A 20,636-nucleotide genomic window follows, 5' to 3' on the forward strand; every position below is an offset into this window, starting at 1 on the left:
GGCATTCTCCTGATGACCGTCTCCCGCACACTCCGGATCGCCGCGACAGCGGCGACCGTCCTCGCACTCGCTGCGTGCGGATCCGGCAACGACGACACGCCAACCGCCACCCCGGATCCGGCACCGGATCTGCGCTCCGCCCCGGCCGAGCTGACCTGGCGCGAGGTCGCAGGGGTATCGGTGCCCACCTCGCGGGTCGACGGGCCCTTCGCCGGAACATCGGTGAACCGCAGCGGATATGCACAGACCCCACAAGGTGCTGTCCTGGCCGCGATCAACGGGCAGACCGCACTCGCCGTCGCCGACGACCGCGCGTGGCCGGAAGTCGTCAACACCGTCACCGCACCCGGACCCGGACGTGACGAGTTCGCGGCCGCACGCGCCGCCGTCACCGTCTCCGGATCCGTCCCGGCCGACGCTGCACCGAAGTTCGTCGGTTTCGAGGTCACCGACTACTCCAATGATCCGCTCTCGGCGGGGGTGTCGGTGGCACAAACCATCGGAACTGCCGACCAGATCTATTCCTATCCCGTTGCACTGCAATGGATCGCTGACGACTGGCGCATCGTCCTACCGACCGCGCAAGAGAACATCGACGCCGTCGAACTGAACTCCCTCGACGGCTACACCACTTTGGAGCGCACCCCATGAACCGTCGGCTACGTACCGTCCTGATTACCGTTGCTGCCATCGTCGTCATCGCCATCGTCGGCGCGATCGTGTTCATCATCCCGAACATGAACGACGACGACACCCCGACGACCACCGCTGGCCCACCGCCGACGGCAGCAGCACCTACCCCTAGTGACTCCGAGCTCGACACCGGCGCGGAAGGATTCGGTGTTCCCGACGCCGATCTGTCCGGGCGCACGGTGATGGTCCCGAATAATCCAGCTGGCCAACCGCTCCCGCAGCGTGAGCCGAGCGGCCCGCGTGTCGAATGCACCAATGACGGCCGACCGGTGACGTCCCCGGAGTCGGTGATGATCCAGCGCAACTTCGGCCTCTCCACCCTCTACTCCGAAACCGACGGGCCTTCCTACATCGACGGACTCGTGCTCGCCGGCTTCACCCGCACCCCACAAGGTGCAGCGCTGGCCGCTGCAAACCTCTACCCGCGTCTACAAGCCGGTGGACCGGTCACGGTCGAGGCCACCGAGAAGCTGACTGTGATCGATCCCGGCCGGTTCACCGATGAACAGAAGAACGCCGAAGCACTCAAGCCGGTGAACACCGCCCCGGTAGCGCTGCGGGCTCCGACGGCATTCCGAATCCTCTCGTGCTCCGACACGTTCACCGTGGTCGAGCTCGCGATGATCCGCGACGTCGACGACAACGGACAGCTGATGCCGTCACCGACTTACAGCGGGATTCGTTTGAACATGGTTTGGGACGGTGGAACGTGGAAAGCACGCGAAAATCAGCGTGCAGGATTCGGCCCGTACAACTCGCTCGACGGCTTCACCCGGTGGACCCTGTGACCACAGTGCGCCGAACCCTGACGTCGTTGCTCGTACTAACAGCTGCCCTGGCCGCGACCGTTCTCCTGGCGGGTCCCGCCACCGCCCAAGAACCGGCACCCGCACCACTTCCTTCACTGACCGAATCTCTCGATACCGCAGCCGATCCGGGTAACGCGTTTCAGCAGACGCGCCGACAGTGCCTGGACATGAACCCAGCCGAGAACGTCGACGTACCCGGTCTAGTTGGGCTTGCCACCGACGCTGCCTCGGCACTGGGCTTCGGTGACGAACTCAACGAAATTGGGTGCCTAGAGGCAGCGACCGTCATCAACCCAGGCGATGCGATCTCCACCGGGGTCTCCTCCGCTGCGTCGGCGTTCTGGGGCGATCCGGTCGGCGATTTCGCCAAATCGGTGATGGAAGGCAACACCCAGGCCTTCCGGTCGGTGATGACGTTCTGGATGTCCTCCGGTATTCCCGGATTGGCGGCCGAGAACGCCATGTCGGGCCTACGCAACATCATCTCCGGGTTCACCGTCGTCGCCTTGTTCGCCTCCATCGTGATCGCGATGATCAAACTCGCGATCGCTCGCAAACAAGCGGTGATGGAAGGTGCCACCGAGACCGCAACCATGTTGGTGCGCACCGTCGTCACCGTCTCACTACTGCCGATCCTGGTGTTGATGTTTCACCAAGGCGGAGACATCGCCTCGGCGTATGCACTGGAGAAGTTCGTCGGCGGCGATCTGAACGAAAAAATCACCGCCATCACCGCCTTCGACGACAAGATAGGACTAGGCCCGGTGTTCGCGCTCGCCTGCGCCGGGTTCGCATTCCTCGGCTCGGTCGCTCAACTGATCGCCCTACTGATCCGTGAAGCGGTGCTGTGTGTCGTCGTCGCGATCATCCCGCTCGCTGCTGCCGCGTCGGCCACCGGCACCGGCCGTAGCTCGTACAAGTCGATGATCGCGTTCACCCTCGGCGCGTTGCTGTTCAAACCGGTCGCGACGTTGCTGTACCTGTTCGCATTCTGGGCAGCGTCGTCGTCGAGTTCGGATCAGATCGCGACGGTCATCATCGGCTCGGTCCTCCTCGCCGTCATCGGATTCTCGCTCCCAGCACTCATCCGGGTCGTCGCTCCGGCAGCGGAGTCCATCTCGGCGGGAGGCAGGGAAGTCGGCACCCTCGGACAGGCCGGTGGCGCAGTGACATCAGGTGCGGCTATGTCCGGCGCACGCACGCTCGGTTCAGCCTCGAGCAAGGCATCGGGATCGTCCGGAGGAAGCGGAGGGCGAGCGGGATCGACAGGTTCCGCCGGGACCGGGGCGCGGCCAGCTCCGGGTCTGCAAGGGCGCTACACCGGTTCGTCCGGATCATCCGGTTCACCCGGACCTAGCGGCGCGACGCGCGGAATGGCCAAGGGAATGGCTACGGCTGGTCTCACGGCCGCGTCAGCGGGACTCGCAGGCGCAGCAGGTGCACTCAAAATCGCGGGATCCGGCGCCCGAGCGGTTGGAAACACTGCAGGCACCCTTGGCGCAGCTGCCGACGGGGCGATCGGCAACTACCACGGACGGATTCAACGATGACACAACACAATCCAACACATTCACCCAAGCTGACCCTACTCAGCTACGTCGCTTGGAAGCGAGCGCTACGCTGCGACGAGTTCGAGTCGGTGCGCCTGAGGGTTCGCCGCGCACCGGACTGGACGCAGCACGCCGCCAAGATTGGACCCGCCGTCGGAGTAAAAACCCCCACCCCCCGGCCACAGTCTCCCGCTCCCGACGCCTGGAGACCGCCAGAGCAGTGGGCGTGGTGGGAGAAGATCCCCGCACGTACCGCCGTCGTCGTCGCCTACATCGTCACCGCAGCCGTCGCCGTTGGATCGGCTCTGTTCGCACGCGGTGATCTGCGATGACTGCGCAGCTCGAAGCCCCGTACGAGCCGCCGATCTATTCCGCGGGCAATCGGCCCCAGTCGACGTTCGCGTTCGGGCTGCCGACGAAGGTCATTGCCTACGGTGCAGGGTTTTTCGCGGTCTCGTTCGCAGTCCTGATCTTCGTCCACGTCGTCGTCGGACTGGCTCTGATGGGTGTCGGCGCGCTCATCCTCACCCCTCTGGTCATCGCCCCGAACGGCCGAACCCTCTACGAGACAGGACAACTGAGAATGCAATGGATGCGGCGTAAGCACATCGACAAGTCCACGGAGTACCACGCCGGACCGCACTCGAGGATCCCCGGTGGCCGCTACAAGCTCCCCGGCCTGCTCGCCCGCACCAAGGTCTACATGGGAATCGACCGTCACGGCAACGAGTTCGGGATGATCCACAACCCCGACGATCACCGCTACACCGTCGTCTTCGACGCCCTGCCCGGCGGTGACGAAGCCATCGTCCAGCGCGACAAGGACCTCTACACCGCCGACTGGGGCGTCTACCTCGCCGACCTCGGCCTGCCCGGCGACATCGTCGGAGCCGTGGTGGTGGTGGAGAACATTCCCGCAACGGGCCTGCGGCTGGCACGTCGCGCCGAACACGAACTCGTCCCCACCGCACCGCCGCTGGCTGCGTCGTTCGTCGAGCAGTCCGCCGTCCGGATGCCCTCGGGTCGCCACCGCACCCTGGCACGGCTGTCGATCACCTTCCGCGCCACCACCCGCGAACGCCAGAAGGACCCCGAAGAGATGGCCACCGAACTGGCCCGCCGCCTGCCGGATCTGTACGAGTCGCTCTCCGGGGCCGGGATCGACGCACAACCGATGACCGCCGCCGAAATCACCGCGGCCGTGCACCGCTCCTACAACCCCTCGACCGAGAACGACTTCGAGGAACTCGAAATCTCCGGCGAAGAGCACGGCGTGGACTGGGACGACGCCGGACCGGGACGAGCGAAGACCGAGTGGGGTCACTACCGCCACGACGGCGGTGTCTCGGTCGTATGGGAAATGGCCGCACCGCCGGAATCGGTGTTCACCGACACCGTCCTCAAACCGCTGCTGCAGCCGCACGACGACATCCCCCGTAAGCGATTGACGCTCGTCTACCGCCCCTACACCGCCGGGGACGCCGCGAAGAAGGTCGACAAGCAACACCGAGACGCCCTGCACGCGATCAACTCTCGCGGCAACAAGATCACCTCCGCCGGGTCGGAGAAGCGCCACGAGATCGCCGAGCAGGCCCGCCGCGAAATGGTCTCCGGCGCCGGATACGAACGCTATTCGGCACTGCTGACCATCACCGTCGGATCGGTCGAAGAAATTGCGAACGCGGCCGCCGTCACCGAATCCCTCGCCGCCCGATCCCGCCTGCGACTGCGCCGCGCGTTCGCCTTCCAGGACGCCGCGTTCGCCGCCGGCCTCGGCGTCGGTGTCCTCCTGCCCGATCAGATTTCCACTTCGATCCTCGTGCGCCGCAGCTAGAGCGCCGCCGACCGCATCCGGCCCACCCTGCCCGAGAAAAGAGACACTCACGATGACGACGACCGACGACCGCCCGCGCAGGAACTACGACCCGCGATACGACGAGACGAGGTCCGACGAGCCCGACCTGTACGAGACGTCAACGCCGCAGCCGTCGGCGTTCGTGCGGTGGATCATCGGCGACACCGACTACGCCGAGCTCGCCGCCCTCATCGCCACCGGCGACGCCGAAGAGCCCTCCGCTCTGTCCCGGCGTGGCCTCGGGCTGACCCGGTGGCGCAACGACCACCCACGGGCCGAACAAGCCGTCCACGAGGCAGCGGGAGACCCCTGGTGGCGCGCAGCACTGTCGTCGAGCGCACGCGGCCTCAAAGGTGCCGGTGGTGGCCGGATGTCGACCGTCCCGGCCCCGATCGAGTACGAAGCGACCTCGGTGCAGATGTGCGGACTGAACCCGTGGGCGATCGGCGCGGCCGCACCCTCGGCCGGGACCATCGTCGGTCAGCACGCCATCACCGGCAACGCCGTCTCGTGCGATCCGTTCGCGTACTTCCGCGACAAGCTCATCGGCAACCCGTCGATGTTCGTCCTGTCCCTGCCGGGCCTGGGCAAGTCGACACTGATCCGCAAGATTCTCCTCGGGGCCTGCGGATGGGGACAGACACCGATCGTCGCCGGCGACATCAAAGGCGAATACGTCAAGCTCACCCACCTGCTCGGCGGGCAGGTCATCACCCTCGGGCACGGCGGCGGACACCTCAACCCCCTTGCCGCCGGGGCCCTCGGGCAGGCCGTCGTCCGCGCGATCACCGCCCGGAAAGCCGAAACCGACCCCGATCGGATCGCCGAGCTCGACGAGCTGATCGACGTCGCCACCATCACCATCTCCACCCGACAGATCAACGCCGTCTGCGCCCTCGTCGAGCTGATCCGCTACGACACCCACTCGGTGAAGGCCTTCGAGAACTCCCTGATCGGGATCGCGCTGCGCGAGCTGTACGCCGACGGCGGATTCTCCTACACCCACCCTCCGCTGCTCAAAGACCTCTACGCCCGCATCGACGCCGGATCGGCGGACATGCTTCAAGCTGCCTACAAGACCGACCGCGACGGCTACCGCGAGGCAATCACCGAGCTGATGCAAGCCCTCGGCGCACTGACCTCCGGCCCGCTCGGGGACATCTTCGCCGACCACACCACCGAACCGATCGACCTCGACGCACCGATGATCTGCATCGACGTCTCTTCCCTCGACCGCGGCGACACCACCCTCAAAGCGGCCGTCATGCTCTCCTGCTGGGCCGACGCCTACGGCACCGTGGAAGCGGCGCACCTGCTCGCCGACGCGGGCCTGGACCGCCAACGCCTGTTCCTGATGGCCCTCGACGAGCTGTGGCAGGTCATCGGCGCAGGACCGGGCATGGTCGCCCGCGTCAACGAGATCACCCGCCTCAACCGCACCGACGCGACCGGGCTGCTGATGATCACCCACACCGGCCGCGACCTCGAAACCCTGCCCACCGAAGCCGACATCAAGACCGCGAAGGGCTTCATCGACCGCGCCGGCATGGTCGTGTGCGGGGGACTGCCGATCGGTGAGGTCGAGCGCCTGTCCGGGGAGCTGAAGTTCACCGACGCCGAAGCCGGGATGGTCACCTCCTGGTCGCGCGGGGCAGCGCTGCGCGGGTCCGAACGGCGCACCGTCCGCAACCCGATCGGGCGCGGGAAGTTCTTGATCAAGGTCGCCAAGGACAACACCCCCGGCATCCCCATCCAGACGGTGCTCACCGACGTCGAATACGACACCGGGGTGCACGACACCAACGCCCGCTTCGCCGAGTACTTCGCCGGCGGCCAGCACCACGCCGCTGATACCGACGACGCCCACTACGCGCACGACACGGCACTGGTCGGAGCGCAGTGATGACCGCGGAATACCCGCGCGCTGAATACCCGGCGCAGACCCGCGCGTGGGCGCTCGAAGAATACGAGAAATCTCGACACAACTATGCCTCCCGCGCGGAATGCGTTGCTGCCTTGGCTGTCTCGATCGGGGCGCATGAGAACACCGTGGCCCGGTGGATCAAGGACAAATACGGTTCGCCGCGTCGTCCCGCAGCGGACGAGGTGGCTGCACGACTTCGTGCCGCCGAGGAGGAGATCACGCGACTGCGTTCGGAGAACCGTTCCCTCAGCGAGCGTTTGGCCGCCCACGCCCCGCGATCGATCGGCGCGGAGTCGATGTCGGCGGCCGCGTTGTGAAAAAAGGCGGCGCGATCGCTCTGACCGTCGTGCTCGCGCTGGCCCTGTTCGTGGTCCTGTTCGTCACCACCGGGGTCCGAGAAGAAATACCCACCAACTGCATTCCCGGGAAAGGCATTTCCTCCGCCGCGGGCGGGGTTCCGGCCGGGTCGTTCGCCAAACCGATGAAAACCTCCGAGGCGCAGTTGACGAGCCCGTTCGGGTCGCGGTGGGGGACGATGCACAAGGGCATCGACCTCGCCGGACCCGTCGGTACACCGATCTACGCCTACGCCGACGGCATCGTCACCCAAGCCGGACCCGCCGACGGGTTCGGGATGTGGATCGTCCTCGAGCACAACATCGACGGGCAGACCGTCTCCACGGTGTACGGGCACATGTTCCCGGGCGGTGTCCTGGTCACGCCAGGCGAACGTGTCACCGCCGGTCAGCACATCGCCGACGAAGGCAACAACGGCGACACCACCGGCGCGCACCTGCACTTCGAGTACCACACCGGCCCATGGTCGCCCGACAACGCGATCGACCCGCAGCCGTTCTACGAAGCCGCCGCCGAACCCGGCAGCGGACAGACCGGCCAGAGCCCACTGCCATCCCCGTCGACGCCCGCCCCGACCGGCGGCAGTACAGCGGAAATGGCGGCGCTGCCCGCCGACGTCGGATCCGAAGAGCACTTCCAGGTCGACACCGTCCGCGTCGCCCGCGCCATCCACGCGAAGTTCCCGCAGATCACCACGATCGGTGGGTGGCGCGCCGACGGTGGGGGATTCGACGACCACCCCTCCGGCCGGGCCGCGGACATCATGATCGACAACTGGTCCTCCGAGGAAGGCAAAGCGCTCGGCGACCAGGTCAAGGACTACCTATGGGCGAACCGCGACTACCTCCAGATCGAATACATGATCTGGCGACAGGAATACATCCCCTCCCAAGGTGAACCGAACACCATGGAGGACAGGGGATCTCCGACCCAGAACCACTTCGACCACGTCCACGTCACCACCGTCGGCCACGGCACACCGGCACCCGGCCAGACCTACGGGCCCGTCCCCGGCGGCGGCGGATCCGCACCGAAGGCGACCGGGAACTGCACCACCGCACCCGGTGCCGGCCTCGGTGATCTCGGAGATCTCGCCGCCGGCCAGATCCCTCCCGAGTTCGAGCCGTGGCTCGCTCTGTCGTCCGCGCAGTGCCGCGAGCTCTCACCCGCGATCCTCGCCGCTCAGCTCAAACAGGAATCCGGCTTCACACCCGGTCTGACCAGCCCGGCCGGTGCCGAAGGGTATGCGCAGTTCCTCCCCGGAACGTGGGCGTCGTTCGGTTTCCCCGTCGACGATCAGGGCGTGGTCACCGGAGCTGCGGGGGAGGGCGATCCCAACGACATCGGCGACGCCGTCATGGCGCAGGGACGCTACAACTGCTCGGTCGCCGACACCCTGCGGCCGGGGATCGAATCCGGCTCTATCACCGGCGATCCCGTGGAGCTGATGCTCGCCGGATACAACGCCGGCCCCGGAGCGGTCCAACAGTTCGGCGGCGTCCCGCCCTACTCGGAGACCCAGAACTACGTCACCACCATCACCGCCACCGCATCCGACTACGACCTGGCCCGATAGCCGCCACCGACCAATGCTCGACGGAAAGGCCCACTCATGAGCACCGCACCGACACGCACCAGCCACCACCTGACGTCCCACGACCGACATCGAGCACTGACAGCCCTTGTTCTGACCTCGGTCATCGTATGGACGGTATGGGCTGTTCCCGTCGCCCGACTGATCCTGGAGTCGATGATCACCACGATCGAGGACAGCGGCCGCGCCGCAGCGACCAGCGACGTTCTCGCGCACGGTTGGTGGGCCGTCATTGCCGTCACCGCGGCGATGACCATAGGCAGCCTCATCGCTGTCGCCGACGCCTCTGCGCGAGCGCAGAACTGGACTGTCACTGCGCTCCGCAAAGCCATCCACGTGGCGGCGACCGCGCTCGTCATGTGGGCGATATGGACGGTCAGCGTTGTCGCCGCAGCAGGAGTCCCCACCGTCGGCTAGCGCGGCACACAACCACATTTGTTGTCGGTGGCCACCAGGACACTGGCACCATCACAGACCAAGGAGCACAGACATGGCACAGATCCTGCACAACCGCCAGGCAGACGCACCGATCGTCGATTGGCTCGAAGTCATCGCCAAAGCCGCTGCGCTGGGCCAGATCTGCGACACCGACGCTGAATCAGCGAACGACCTCGACTCGCAGGAGACCACGAGATGAGCCGAAGAGCAGGCATCGTGTTCGCGTGTCTCGGTCTCGTCGGAGTGGTCTCCATTGCCGCTCTGGTCGTGTTCGTGTTCCGTGGTTCGGACACACCGCCACCACCGGGCACGGACGCCGGGATCGCCATCGACCCGTCGGCCACAGACCCGGTCGGCGTCGCGACGTCGGTGATGTCCGGTGTGTTCACCTGGCAACCGGCAGTGCAGGATTCACCGTGGGATGCCCTGCACGCCCAACGCGACAACGTGACCGGATCGATGGCCACCGCCGCCGCCACGCCACCCGATCCAGCGCCGCAGCCGATCCCGGAGTGGTCGGCATGGGCACGCAGCGGAGACGTCGTCACCGCCGTCGCTCGACCGGACACCAGCGTCTACGCCGACGGCACAGCCGCCGAGATGGACGGTGACAACCAGGCCACCGTAGCTGTCGTCATCGACCGCGTCGTCCAACACCGCAGCGGTGAGATCACCCCGTTCACCAGTTACACCGGAGCCGTCGACCTCGAACGCACCGACGACGGCTGGAAAGTCGCGAACTACCGCCTCGTCAGCGCAGGCCGCTAGCCGACCGGCCACCGGCAACACCCTCGCTGGCCACACGCCGCACGCACCGCAGAGAAGAAGGGTCGATGTCATGGGAAAAGTCGGAATCCTCACCGAAAAGCCCTCCGCAGCTCGCAACTTCGCCGCCGCACTGGGCGGTATGAGTGGCACGTTCGCAGGCACGGAGTACGTCATCGTCCACGCTCGCGGCCACCTGCTGGAGTTGAAAGACCCTTCCGCAATGGTGCCCGCGCCTCTCACCGACAAGTACAAGAGCTGGGAGCTCGAACATCTCCCGTGGAACGCCGACGACTTCCGCTGGGAGCGAGAAATCCGGCGCCGGGTGTCCGGCGGCAAGCTGGTCACCGATCCGGACGCCAAAAGCCTGCTCCTCGAGCTGAAGACGACCCTCTCGGGCTGCGAGAGCATCTGCAATGCAGCCGATCTCGATCCGACCGGTGAAGGCTCACTGCTGGGCTGGGAGATCGTGGAGTACCTGGGCCTCGAGAACAAGAAGCTCGAACGCATGGAGTTCCTGGACGAGACACCGGCATCGCTGCGTAAGGCATTCACAGCCCGTCGGCCGGTCACGGCGATCGCTGCCGAGGGCGACTACCGCAAAGCCGACTTCCGGTCGAAGTGGGACATGCTCTCGATGCAGTTCACCAGAGTTGCGACCAAGACAACCGGGGCGAGCACGGTACTGCGTAACGGGCGGCTCAAGTCCGCGATGGTCGTGATCGTCGGTGACGGGCTCGACGCGCACCACGGATACGTCAAAAAGGCGTTCTACGAGAACCGGTTTCGGGACGAGAACGGCGTGACGTACACCGACCCCGACGTCGATCGATTCGAGAACGAGAACGATGTTCCCGGCGGCCTTCAGTCGTCACCGGTCGTCCACGACGGGACCACACGCAAGAAAACGGGACCGCCGAAACTGATGGACCTGGCCGGACTGTCGTCTCTTTTGTCTAAGAAAGGTTTTGGGGCGAAGAACGTTCTCGACACCTATCAGAAGATGTACGAGGCGCAGGTGGTGTCCTACCCGCGCACCGAGGACAAGTTCATCTCGATCGAGCAGTTCAACGAGCTGCTTCCATCGGTCGACGCGATCGCCGGTGTGGTGGGCGTGGATCCGGCGGCGCTCAGCCATCGCGGCCCCCGTACGAGCCACGTCAAGGCCGGTGGCGCGCACGGTGCCAACCGTCCAGGGCCCAACGTGCCGCCGAGCCTCGCGGCAGTGGAGAAGGCCTACGGCGAGCTGGGCAAAGAGATCTACGAGCTCCTCGCCAAGAACTACCTGACGATGCTCGCCCCCGATTACGAGTACGACCAGCACCGCGGGCACGTCGAGAAATACCCGAGCTTCGTCGGCACGCTGAATGTGCCCGCAGTACTCGGATGGAAAGGTGTGTTCGTCGTCGACGAGGAGGACCAGCAGACCGGCGACCAGCCGGAAGGAGTCACCGCGCTCGGTACCGTCGCGGACCCCTTCGTCCACGAAGGCTTCCCGCCGCGGCCGCCGCATCCGACGATGGGATGGCTGATGAAACAGCTCGAGAAGCGGAGCGTAGGTACCGGTGCGACCCGGACGAGCACCTATGCCGAGGTCACGAACAACTCGGCCGGCAAGGCCTTGATGGTCGAGACACGCGGCAAGATCACCCTCAGCGCGATCGGTGAACTCAACCATCGGATCTTGCCGGGTACACACATCGGGGATCTGACGATCACCGAGCAGGTCTTCGAGCAGATGGCGCGGATCGAGGCCGGAACCGGTGAGGCAGCCGACTATCTGTCCCTCGTGGCGGATCTGGTGCGCCGCGACCTCGAGACGATGAAGGCGAATGCGAGCACGCTGTCCGGCGAGCTCACGGCACGGATGGGCAAGGCCAGGGTGACCCGAGAAGCGGTAGAGATGATCGAGCTGCCACCGGAGCTGCACTTCACCCACGCTGGCACGGTCGTGACCCGCGCCAAGCGGGTCTTCGGTGGCCACCGGTTCACCGACACCGAAGTAGCGGCACTGCTCACCGGACAGGTCATCGAGATCGTCGCGACGAGCGCGAAGTCGGGAAAGACGTTCACCTGCACGGGAAAGCTCGAACCAGGCGTGAGGGAGAAAGACGGCAAGCAGTACCCACACGTGAGCTTCAACCCGCAGTTCGAGGAACGTCCACCTCGCACAGACCTGGTCAGCGGAGTGTGGAAAGGCAAGTCGGTCACGTTCAAAGGCCGCGGATGGGGTGCCAACGACCACTGGTCGGGCAAGGACTTCACCGAGCAGGAACTCGAGAAGCTACTGGCCGGGGAGACCATCGAATTCGACGCCACAAGCAAGACAGGTAAGTCGTACCGGGCCCGGGGCGCACTGGCCGCAGGTACCTACCAGGGCAGCAAGACCTTCGGGTTCAAACTGAAATTCGAGGACCGAAAAGTACCCGTAGCCAGGAAGAAACCCACCGTACGCAGGTGAACCAGTGCAGCAAGGCGGCAGCGGATCGAGCGGCAGGTTCAGAAGAAAGCCAGCTGCGCCTCGTCGACGCGGCCACGTGCGGCCTTCGTCCGACGGGGTCGGACCGGGGAGGAGTGCCGAGTCTGCGTAGCCGGTCCAACGCTCCCGGCTATGTCGAGTCCGGCGAACGCGCGGCGCGCCAACTCCTCTCGCACACGGAGGCGTTCGGCCATGCGGGCACGTCCGATCTCCGTGTCTCGGACGCTCCACTCCGACTCCCACGCAGCCGATCCCGGTGTTGGCGCACCCACAGCCCTCTCGGTCACCCGATCGAGTAGCTGATCGAACCTGTCAATCAGAACCTCGGCGAGGTCATCGAGCACACATGCGGGCACCGTGGCCACGTCGACGTCCGCGTTCCCGCTCACACGCCACACTGTAGAGCTGGATACCGACGAAACAGGGAGTCTCTGTACAAGTTGGCCTCACTGAACGCAACAGACGTCCTCGCGCCGTGACGCCGCTCCGAGTTGTCCAGGACACACCTCGGAGTGTTGAGGACGCACCTCAGATGCAGCTAGTTCGGCATGATGGCGCGCCACGCCGAACCCAATTAGATCTCTTGTCAGATCTAATTGTTAGGGTCCATTGCATGACCGCCGCCGAACCACTTCGTCCTGAGCTCGCTCCGCCGCCGCTGCCCGAGGCAGACGGTGGATTCAAGACGATCTTGGCCGACCCCCCTTGGCGATTCACGAATCGCACCGGCAAGGTTGCTCCGGAGCATCGCCGCTTAGACCGTTACTCGACCATGGACCTGGCCGGCATCAAGGCCCTGCCGGTGGCGGACGTCGCCGCCAAGGATGCGCATCTGTACCTGTGGGTACCGAACGCCCTTCTCCCTGAGGGTATGCAGGTACTCGAAGCATGGGGTTTTCGGTACGTGAGCAATGTCGTCTGGGCCAAGCGCCGCAAAGACGGCGGCCCCGACGGCCGTGGCGTCGGATTCTACTTTCGCAATGTCACCGAGTTGATCCTGTTCGGGGTCAAAGGCTCCATGCGGACTTTGGCCCCGGCTCGTAGCCAGGTCAACATGATCGAAACCAGAAAGCGAGAGCACTCCCGCAAGCCCGACGAGCAGTACGACTTCATCGAATCATGCTCACCGGGGCCGTACTTGGAGATGTTCGCCCGCCACCCTCAACCAGGATGGACGGCTTGGGGTGACGAGTCGGAAGAGAGCGCCACTCCACGAGGGCAGGTCCACAAGGGGTACTCCGGGGGCGAGATTGTGACGCCGGTGCGCAAGCACCAGCGGCTCGTGGGCGAGGAACGCGAGCTCGCAGCCAAGAAGCTCCGCAAGGAGTACGAAGCCGGCGCGAGCATTCGCGACCTCACAGCTCAAACCGACTATTCGATACAACGAGTGCGGACTCTCCTCAAGATGACGGGTCCTCTGCGCGAGCAGGGTAAACACATCGAGTTGTGACGCCAGGAGCCATACTGTCCCGTAGACGGTGCGTGTCCGATGGCCAGCATCCACGTCCCCGCGTGAGACGAGCGTTACGTGATCCGACGGCTCACCTGGCACACTGACGGCGGTGAGTCCAGTACCGACGGTCGGCAAGATCTCGTTCACGAAGTTCACCGCCCCTGAAGCAACGATGCAGCGGTTGGCGCAGGTCGAACCCGGAACGTCCACCGCACTGCAGGTACAAGCATTGTTGGACTCCGTCCCCGAGGGCTCCGTCCCTGGCCCGTTGTGGAACGATTTGCTGGACTACGACCCACCGCTGACGACACCACGCGCCACTCCGGGTGACCAGCTCGCCGTCGACAACGAATTGCTTCGAGCTGCGCGGGAATCTGCCGACTGTCAGTACGTACTGTTCTGGGCCGCCCTGAACCTCGCCGATACCCGCCTGGACGAGATCACCCGTTCCATACTCACCGATTCGAGCGGTCGATTCGATGCCACTGCGGTCGACCGGACAGAGTTGCAGAGACGCCTTACGCTCCACGCAGAAGCCACCGGGACCATCGACTTCCCCAAAGACGACAAGTCGGTCACCAATATACTGAGCCTTCTCGAGCGATGCCTGATCATCGTCCCCGAGAAGCGCGGCGGTTCGATTGTCGGCATCGAACAGATGTTACCGACGCGCGGCGCTGCAAAGTCACTCGTAACCCTTGTGCAGCAACGACTTCTGCCCCAACGAGTCGAGGCCGTGCCCGGTGGAGAAATCGATTTGGCCCTCGCGATCGGGGCCAATCGGTGGCTCGGCCTCTCTCGATCCGAATTCATCAACGCGGTGACACAGGTCGACGAGCCCCAGCGGCCTCGAACCACCCGCGAAGATATCCCGGCTGGTTTGAAGGAGCTGGCGACGCAGCTACGACGGAAGCGCCAGGTCGTCCTCCAAGGACCACCGGGGGCCGGAAAGACATACGTCGCCCGGCAGTACATCGCCTGGGCCACCGCCGGCCGGCCCGAAGAGAGCCGGCTGCAGGCGATCATTGACGCTCTACCCGAGAACGAGCGCACCATCGCTGCTATCACGACCGAGATCACGCGACGCGGGCTTACCGCAGTCTGGGACATCGTCCAGTTTCACCCCGGCTACGACTACACGGACTTCGTACGAGCATTGGTCGCCGAGCCCCATGCAAACGGAGTGACCTTCACTCCGAAACACCGAATCTTCAGCCTGATCGCGGCAGTGGGCGTCGAACTCCAACGCATCAACCACCCCGCCGAGCTGGTTCTGGTTCTCGACGAGATCAACCGCGGTGACATCCCCAACATCTTCGGCGAGCTGCTCTACGCACTGGAGTATCGAGACGAAGCAGTATCGACCCCCTACTCCATTGATGGAGATGCGTCGATCACGGTGCCTCAGAACGTATCCATCATCGGGACGATGAACACTGCCGATCGCAGCATCGCCGTGATCGACTACGCACTCCGACGCCGCTTCGTCTTTCTCGACATCGCCGCCACCGACGCAGCGCTCCACTCTTACCCATACGACGGGGAAGCCACCCGATCCGCAGCCCTGTACTTGGCGAACCTCACCCGAACAGCATTGGCCGACGCCCCGACAGGACTCAAGGTCGGCCCGTCCTACTTCCTCGCCTCACGGGACGGGACCGACACGGCGATACACGTGCTCGCTTCACGCTATGTCTACGAGGTGTTGCCCCTGCTCAAAGAGTACGAAATGGAAGGCGAACTCGACCCAACCGCCCTGGTCGACCTTCGGCAACGCTTGGGCATCTCTGCCGCCGTATCCCAGCCAGATCAGGTCTCGAAACTGGCCCAGCACCTGACCGATATTCCATCGGCCACTACGTCATCCCTCGAGGACGAGCCAGCGGCCGCAACTGCGGCGGAAGCGAGTGCGGCCAGTGGCACCGACAGTCAAGATATCGCAACCGTCGAGCCCACCGACCCGTGATTACCGCAAGCCTCCCCATCATCGTCCAGGAGCGGCAATCCACGACGATCGGCTCGGAACTGGCCGGCTCAATCTCGACCGCCTTCTGGAAGGCAGCCGACTGCAAGGTACAACGCGCGCCAGGAGACGACGCGTGGACGTTGACTGCGGGTGACAGCACCGGCGTCATCCGTTCCATCAGCCAAAACCATGACGTGACCCTGAACGTCACCGCCAAACTGCGTGGCGCAGATGTCTTCTTTCTAGCTGACTACGCCTTCGGCCAACGCCATGAACCACTGCGGATTTTCGATTTCGATTCTCCCCTAGTGGACGCCGTGCGGGACGACCCGACAGCGTGCCTACTGATGTGGCACGCCCGATCGATAAGTCAATTCGCGTCGAGATGGCTTCGGCGAGACTACAGACGCCGAGACCAGACGTTCACCGGCAAGATCAAGGGCAAAGTCTTGGTAGGTCAGTACGTCAAAGGTCACCTGGCCGTCGGGGAGCCCAACACCGTTCCCTGCAGAACAATCGAACGAACGCAAGACACCGCGAACAATCGAATACTCAAGGCCGGTCTGAGGTACATCGCAGCCCTCAGCCATATACTTCCCGTCCCAGCTGCCAGCAGGGCCGTCATGAAGCAAGTCGCGGCCACACTTCCCAAATTCGCGCAGGTTTCCGACATCAATCTCACACCCGCAGACATCCGAAATGTGTCGACGCGCGGGCCTCAACGCCACTACGGTCCGATCCTCCGCGCGACGCAGGAGCTACTCGCGCACAAATTCTTGACCGACCATCATGGAGACACGGAAACCCAATCGTTCATGTGGCATATGCCCACTCTTTTTCAAGAGTCTGTACGCGGCCTGATCTCATCGTTTCCGGATATAGCCCTCGACACAACAGCACCTCCGCGAGCCACCATCTACGACAACAACGGCGTCAAATTACGTTCCAGCCCTGTCGATCCCGACTTGGTCATCAAATCTATGACCAACGGAGCTCACGTCCTGCTCGACACCAAATACAAACAAGCCCTGTCCCAAGGAAGTTCTCAGTCGTCCGAAGATGGCGAGTCGCTCGAACTGCCGAACAAGTTGAAAATCAAGGTCAGTCGCGCTGACGTCTATCAGGCGGTTGCTTACCGCAAACACGACCGGTGGAAGGGCGCGCTCTCAGGGCTGCTCTATCCGGTCTGCCTCGAACCTGGACACAGCCTTCCACGCCCCCTCCAGATACACGGGTTCGGCGAGGCCATCTACCTCGTTTTCATCGATATCGGCCCCAGAGCAGGCGACAACATCGGCGCGTTCCACGACGTGCTGCGCGAACTGGTCGCCGTACCCCACGAAGCGAACCTCGACGCACTGCATACCTGACCGACATCGGGACCAAGAGCGCAGTCCATGTACATCGCCGACACGGCCGCCAATCTGATGGATTCGCCCGGTACGCCCACGTTTACCTTCAAGTGTGACAGCACACCGTCGCACAAGACCTCTTGCACAGTGGCAGCAATGGGTTAAGGTTGACCTGTTCGACCGTCGATGAGGGTCACGGTCGAGCGTCCATCCAGCAACAGCGCTGCACCGCACCACTTTCGGTTGCCGGTGTCCTCATGCTGTCGGCTGGCCGACGCTCCCAGTGAAGGCCCTCCATGTCGATTCCTCATCCGCTCTCGCCGAGCCATTTTCCAGTCCCGCCCCATGTCGACGGTGGCGACCGTCGATGACCACTCGCACCGTCTCGACCGCCGAGTTGCAGCGCCGCTCACAGATCGCTGCCGCCGCCTACGAACGCGGTCGCCGCGCCGCCCTGGCTGCCGCACGCCGCCGCAGTCTCCCCGACCGGGCACACACCCGGCGCGAAGAAATTCGCGCACGCTCGCACTCCTACGAACCGCGCAGTGACAGTCGCGCGTTCGGTCTGCTCGATTCCGACCTCTCGCTGGCGCGGGCTACGGCATTTCTCGCCGCGACCGGTGTCGCACACGAGCTGATCGCAGCGCAGACCTTCACCGACCCGGTGCAGCAGGAGTGGGCGGACGCCACGTTCGACCGCACGGCTGTGCACGAGGATGCATGGCGGGAACGGTTGATCGACAACGGCATCGACGACGCGGTACTGCGCCCGGGTCTGTCGCTCGACGTCCTCGAGTTGCCCGCCGAGCTCGATGGCCTCGACTTCGACGACATCGCCGAACGCACCCTCGATGTGTCCTCCACCGCTGCGGACGTCGAACCGATCCGTCTGGCCGATCTGATGCTCGAGACACCACGGCAGAACCGCCCCTCGGACTCGGTCATCGACATCACCGACCGAGTCGCGAACGTCATCGAGATCGACCGCGGTGTCGACACGGCCACCGGGGCTGGTGTGGACGCATGGTGACCAAGAAGCCGACCTCCAAAGGGGCCGGGACATCGTCGTCGATGTTCCCGCTGATCGCCGTCTCGGTGGTGATCGTGTTGATCGCGCTCGGCTACGGCTCACTATGGCTCGGGCACGTATTCGTCGACACCGGTGAAGATATCCCCGTCAACCCGTTCGGGGCACTGTTCTCGGTCGCCGGCGGGACGCTGACGTGGCCGAGCGTGTCGACATGGATCTTCGTGATCGCGGTGATCATCGTCTCCGGTCTCACCGGCGTCGTCACCGCGGCCCGCGCAACGGGCAGCGGCAAGAAGAACGATGTCGACGCCAAGGCCCGCCTGATGGGACCGACATCGAAGCTGACCGGGGTGACCGGCAAGCAGGCACGCGAACGCGCGAAGTCGCTGCGATCCGATCTTGCCGAGTTGGACACCCTCGACGACTCCGACATCGGAGTCGTCGTCGGCCGAACCGTCCAGGGCAATCAGAAGGTGTTCATGTCGTGGGAGGACATGCTGTTCGCCCTCGCCGGTCCTCGTATGGGCAAGACTGCTGCGTTGGCGATCGACGCACTGTGCACCGCGCCCGGCGCGGCGCTGTTCACCTCCAACAAGCGCGACGGCCACGATTTCACTCGCGGTGTCCGCGAGGAGGTCGGCACGGTGTGGCGATACGACCTGCAGGGGATCGCCGAAGGGCCGCTCACCACGGGCGACGGGTTCTGGTGGAATCCGCTGCGCGGAATCGACACCATCGTCGCCGCCCGCAAGCTCGCCTCGTACTTCGCTGCCGCCTCGCGCGATGATTCGGCCAAAGTCGATGCCTACTTCGACGGCGGCGCGCAGGAACTGCTCGCGCAGATGATGTTCGCGTCCGCGTGCGGCGGCGGAGATCTGCTGCACGTCTACGGTTGGCTGTCCGACGAGGCGAACGAGCTCCCCCAGAAGCTGCTGCTGGAGCACGGGCACGCCATCGTCGCGATGCGCCTGAAATCGACGAGCGATCTCAACCCGCGCCAGCGAGATGGTCTGTACGACATGGCTCGCCGGTTCATCGGCCTGCTGGAAGAGAAGTCGTACGCGATGTCGATCCTGCCACCGAACCGAGCCGACCTCGGGGTCGAGGACACTCCCGACACCACGATCGGTGCCGGAGTGAGATATCCGCACGCGATGACAGAGTTCGTCGTCGAGAAGTTCGTCACCAGCCGTGACACCCTCTACGCGCTGTCGAAGGAAGGCCCTGATTCCTCCTCGGCGCTGACCACCGCGCTGATCGGGTCGATCATCGACGCCGCCCAGCGCGTCGCACGCCGCAGCCCGCGCGGCCGGCTACAGGTACCGATGCTGTGCATCCTCGACGAGGCCGCGAACGTCTGCCGCCTCCCCGAACTCCCGGCGTGGTACTCCCACCTCGGCTCGCAAGGGATCTGCGTGATGACAATCGTGCAGAACCTCTCCCAGGCCCAGAAGGTGTGGGGCCAAGACGGAGTCAAGCAGCTCCTCGATGCCGCGAACTTCCTCTGGTACGGCGGCGGACTCAAGGACAAGACCACCCTGTCCGAGCTGTCCGCGCTCGTCGGTGACCACGACGTCGAACGCTGGTCCAACTCCCGCAGTGGCGGCATGTTCGACAGCGGCTCGTCCTCGAAGTCACAGTCCTGGTCGAAAGAGCCGATCCTGACCGTCGACGACCTCGGAGCGATCCCGAAAACCCGTGCACTGGTCTTGATCTCCGGCAACCGGCCGGTGTTGGTGGTGAAGGTGTACTGGTCCGACGGACCGAACGCCAACGGCATCAACTCCTCGTTCGCCCGCTACGGCATCCCCGAAAAGGACCGGATCCAGATCGAGCGAACCGCAGCCCCGACCGCAGAGACAGTCACGGCCATCAGCGACGAGGAGCCGTACCGATGACCGAATACGACGAGACCAGTTTCGACGAGACCGAATTCGACAAGACGACATTCGACGAGACCGGACACGACGAGATCCCCTCGACCGACAAGGAAAAACCCCGACGATTTCCCACGTTCGACGCTTGGTTCGATGCGTGGTTCTCGGCGATCGTGTCCCGCAAACTGTCGTCCTCGCCCGGCAAGAACCAGGTGTTCTGCCCGAGTTGGTGGGAGCACCCCGAAGTCGTGGTGCGGCTGCACTCGTTGTGGACCGCATGGGAGTCCGCGACGGCCGCCGATGACGACGGGGCGGCGATGTCGGGGTGGTGGGTCCATCACGCCGACCCACAGTTGCGCACGATGCTCGACGCCGAACACGGCCCGATGTACCGGTGCAGCCGCGATTCCCATCAGAACACCCCGGCGCTGCGCAACGAGTTCGTCGCTGCACCGCCCGGATGGTTCGACGACTTGGGCGTCTGACCGCGAAAA

19 protein-coding genes are annotated in these 20,636 nt (G+C 64.7%); 18 read left to right on the forward strand and 1 reads right to left on the reverse strand.

The genetic code is table 11. The features are described 5' to 3' along the window. Positions 1-12: 12 nt before the first annotated feature. From CH285_RS12685 to CH285_RS12735, 12 genes are all read left to right on the forward strand, one after another. Positions 13-651: a hypothetical protein gene (locus CH285_RS12685; protein ID WP_094642635.1), complete on the forward strand. Its 639-nt coding sequence runs from the start codon at positions 13-15 to the stop codon at positions 649-651. Next, entirely contained in the window at positions 648-1,481 is an 834-nt protein-coding gene (locus CH285_RS12690) for a hypothetical protein (protein ID WP_094642636.1), read from the forward strand. Before CH285_RS12685 ends, CH285_RS12690 begins: the two co-directional genes overlap by 4 nt. Next, positions 1,478-3,052 carry a hypothetical protein gene (locus CH285_RS12695; protein ID WP_094642637.1) on the forward strand — a complete coding sequence of 525 codons (1,575 nt, stop codon included), beginning with the start codon at positions 1,478-1,480 and terminating at the stop codon, positions 3,050-3,052. The genes CH285_RS12690 and CH285_RS12695 overlap by 4 nt, the downstream gene beginning before the upstream one ends. Further along, positions 3,049-3,384: a hypothetical protein gene (locus tag CH285_RS12700; protein ID WP_094642638.1), complete on the forward strand. Its 336-nt coding sequence runs from the start codon at positions 3,049-3,051 to the stop codon at positions 3,382-3,384. Before CH285_RS12695 ends, CH285_RS12700 begins: the two co-directional genes overlap by 4 nt. After that, on the forward strand, positions 3,381-4,886 hold the full coding sequence (locus tag CH285_RS12705) for an SCO6880 family protein (RefSeq protein WP_094642639.1): 1,506 nt from the start codon (positions 3,381-3,383) through the stop codon (positions 4,884-4,886). Before CH285_RS12700 ends, CH285_RS12705 begins: the two co-directional genes overlap by 4 nt. 52 nt (positions 4,887-4,938) lie before the next feature. Continuing rightward, complete coding sequence (locus CH285_RS12710; RefSeq protein ID WP_094642640.1) at positions 4,939-6,810, forward strand: ATP/GTP-binding protein; 1,872 nt, start codon at positions 4,939-4,941, stop codon at positions 6,808-6,810. Then, positions 6,810-7,148: a hypothetical protein gene (locus tag CH285_RS12715; RefSeq protein ID WP_032386863.1), complete on the forward strand. Its 339-nt coding sequence runs from the start codon at positions 6,810-6,812 to the stop codon at positions 7,146-7,148. The genes CH285_RS12710 and CH285_RS12715 overlap by 1 nt, the downstream gene beginning before the upstream one ends. Then, a complete protein-coding gene (locus tag CH285_RS12720; protein ID WP_094642641.1) occupies positions 7,145-8,764 on the forward strand; it encodes a M23 family metallopeptidase in 1,620 nt (539 codons plus the stop codon). Before CH285_RS12715 ends, CH285_RS12720 begins: the two co-directional genes overlap by 4 nt. 36 nt (positions 8,765-8,800) lie before the next feature. Continuing rightward, positions 8,801-9,199 (forward strand): hypothetical protein, encoded by a 399-nt coding sequence (locus tag CH285_RS12725; RefSeq protein WP_094642642.1) that lies wholly within the window; start codon positions 8,801-8,803, stop codon positions 9,197-9,199. Between the two features lie 73 nt (positions 9,200-9,272). Next, positions 9,273-9,419 carry a hypothetical protein gene (locus CH285_RS27925; protein ID WP_176458605.1) on the forward strand — a complete coding sequence of 49 codons (147 nt, stop codon included), beginning with the start codon at positions 9,273-9,275 and terminating at the stop codon, positions 9,417-9,419. Further along, a complete protein-coding gene (locus tag CH285_RS12730; protein ID WP_255032421.1) occupies positions 9,416-9,988 on the forward strand; it encodes a hypothetical protein in 573 nt (190 codons plus the stop codon). The genes CH285_RS27925 and CH285_RS12730 overlap by 4 nt, the downstream gene beginning before the upstream one ends. 70 nt (positions 9,989-10,058) lie before the next feature. Continuing rightward, the gene (locus tag CH285_RS12735; RefSeq protein ID WP_094642643.1) at positions 10,059-12,446 is read left to right on the forward strand and encodes a DNA topoisomerase III; all 2,388 of its coding nucleotides are present in this window, start codon (positions 10,059-10,061) and stop codon (positions 12,444-12,446) included. A gap of 38 nt (positions 12,447-12,484) precedes the next feature. On the opposite strand, the gene CH285_RS12740 is transcribed toward CH285_RS12735, so the two are convergent. Beyond that, positions 12,485-12,853, reverse strand: a complete 369-nt coding sequence (locus tag CH285_RS12740) for a hypothetical protein (RefSeq protein ID WP_094660334.1) — start codon at positions 12,851-12,853, stop codon at positions 12,485-12,487. 224 nt (positions 12,854-13,077) lie between these two features. On the opposite strand from CH285_RS12740, the gene CH285_RS12745 reads away from it, so the two are divergent. The 6 genes from CH285_RS12745 to CH285_RS12770 all read left to right on the forward strand — a co-directional run bounded on the left by CH285_RS12745 (position 13,078) and on the right by CH285_RS12770 (position 20,627). Then, entirely contained in the window at positions 13,078-13,914 is an 837-nt protein-coding gene (locus CH285_RS12745; RefSeq protein ID WP_032386858.1) for an MT-A70 family methyltransferase, read from the forward strand. Between the two features lie 112 nt (positions 13,915-14,026). Beyond that, positions 14,027-15,883 (forward strand): McrB family protein, encoded by a 1,857-nt coding sequence (locus CH285_RS12750; protein ID WP_094642645.1) that lies wholly within the window; start codon positions 14,027-14,029, stop codon positions 15,881-15,883. Next, positions 15,880-17,253, forward strand: a complete 1,374-nt coding sequence (locus tag CH285_RS12755) for a 5-methylcytosine restriction system specificity protein McrC (protein ID WP_094642646.1) — start codon at positions 15,880-15,882, stop codon at positions 17,251-17,253. Before CH285_RS12750 ends, CH285_RS12755 begins: the two co-directional genes overlap by 4 nt. 349 nt (positions 17,254-17,602) lie before the next feature. Further along, complete coding sequence (locus tag CH285_RS12760) at positions 17,603-18,265, forward strand: TraI DNA relaxase (protein WP_094642647.1); 663 nt, start codon at positions 17,603-17,605, stop codon at positions 18,263-18,265. Further along, positions 18,259-20,163 (forward strand): type IV secretory system conjugative DNA transfer family protein, encoded by a 1,905-nt coding sequence (locus CH285_RS12765; RefSeq protein ID WP_094642648.1) that lies wholly within the window; start codon positions 18,259-18,261, stop codon positions 20,161-20,163. Before CH285_RS12760 ends, CH285_RS12765 begins: the two co-directional genes overlap by 7 nt. After that, entirely contained in the window at positions 20,160-20,627 is a 468-nt protein-coding gene (locus tag CH285_RS12770) for a DUF4913 domain-containing protein (RefSeq protein ID WP_094642649.1), read from the forward strand. Before CH285_RS12765 ends, CH285_RS12770 begins: the two co-directional genes overlap by 4 nt. Positions 20,628-20,636: the final 9 nt, after the last annotated feature.

It is taken from the genome of Rhodococcus sp. 05-2256-B1, from assembly GCF_002258465.1.
Classification (GTDB): Bacteria; Actinomycetota; Actinomycetes; order Mycobacteriales; family Mycobacteriaceae; genus Rhodococcoides; species Rhodococcoides fascians.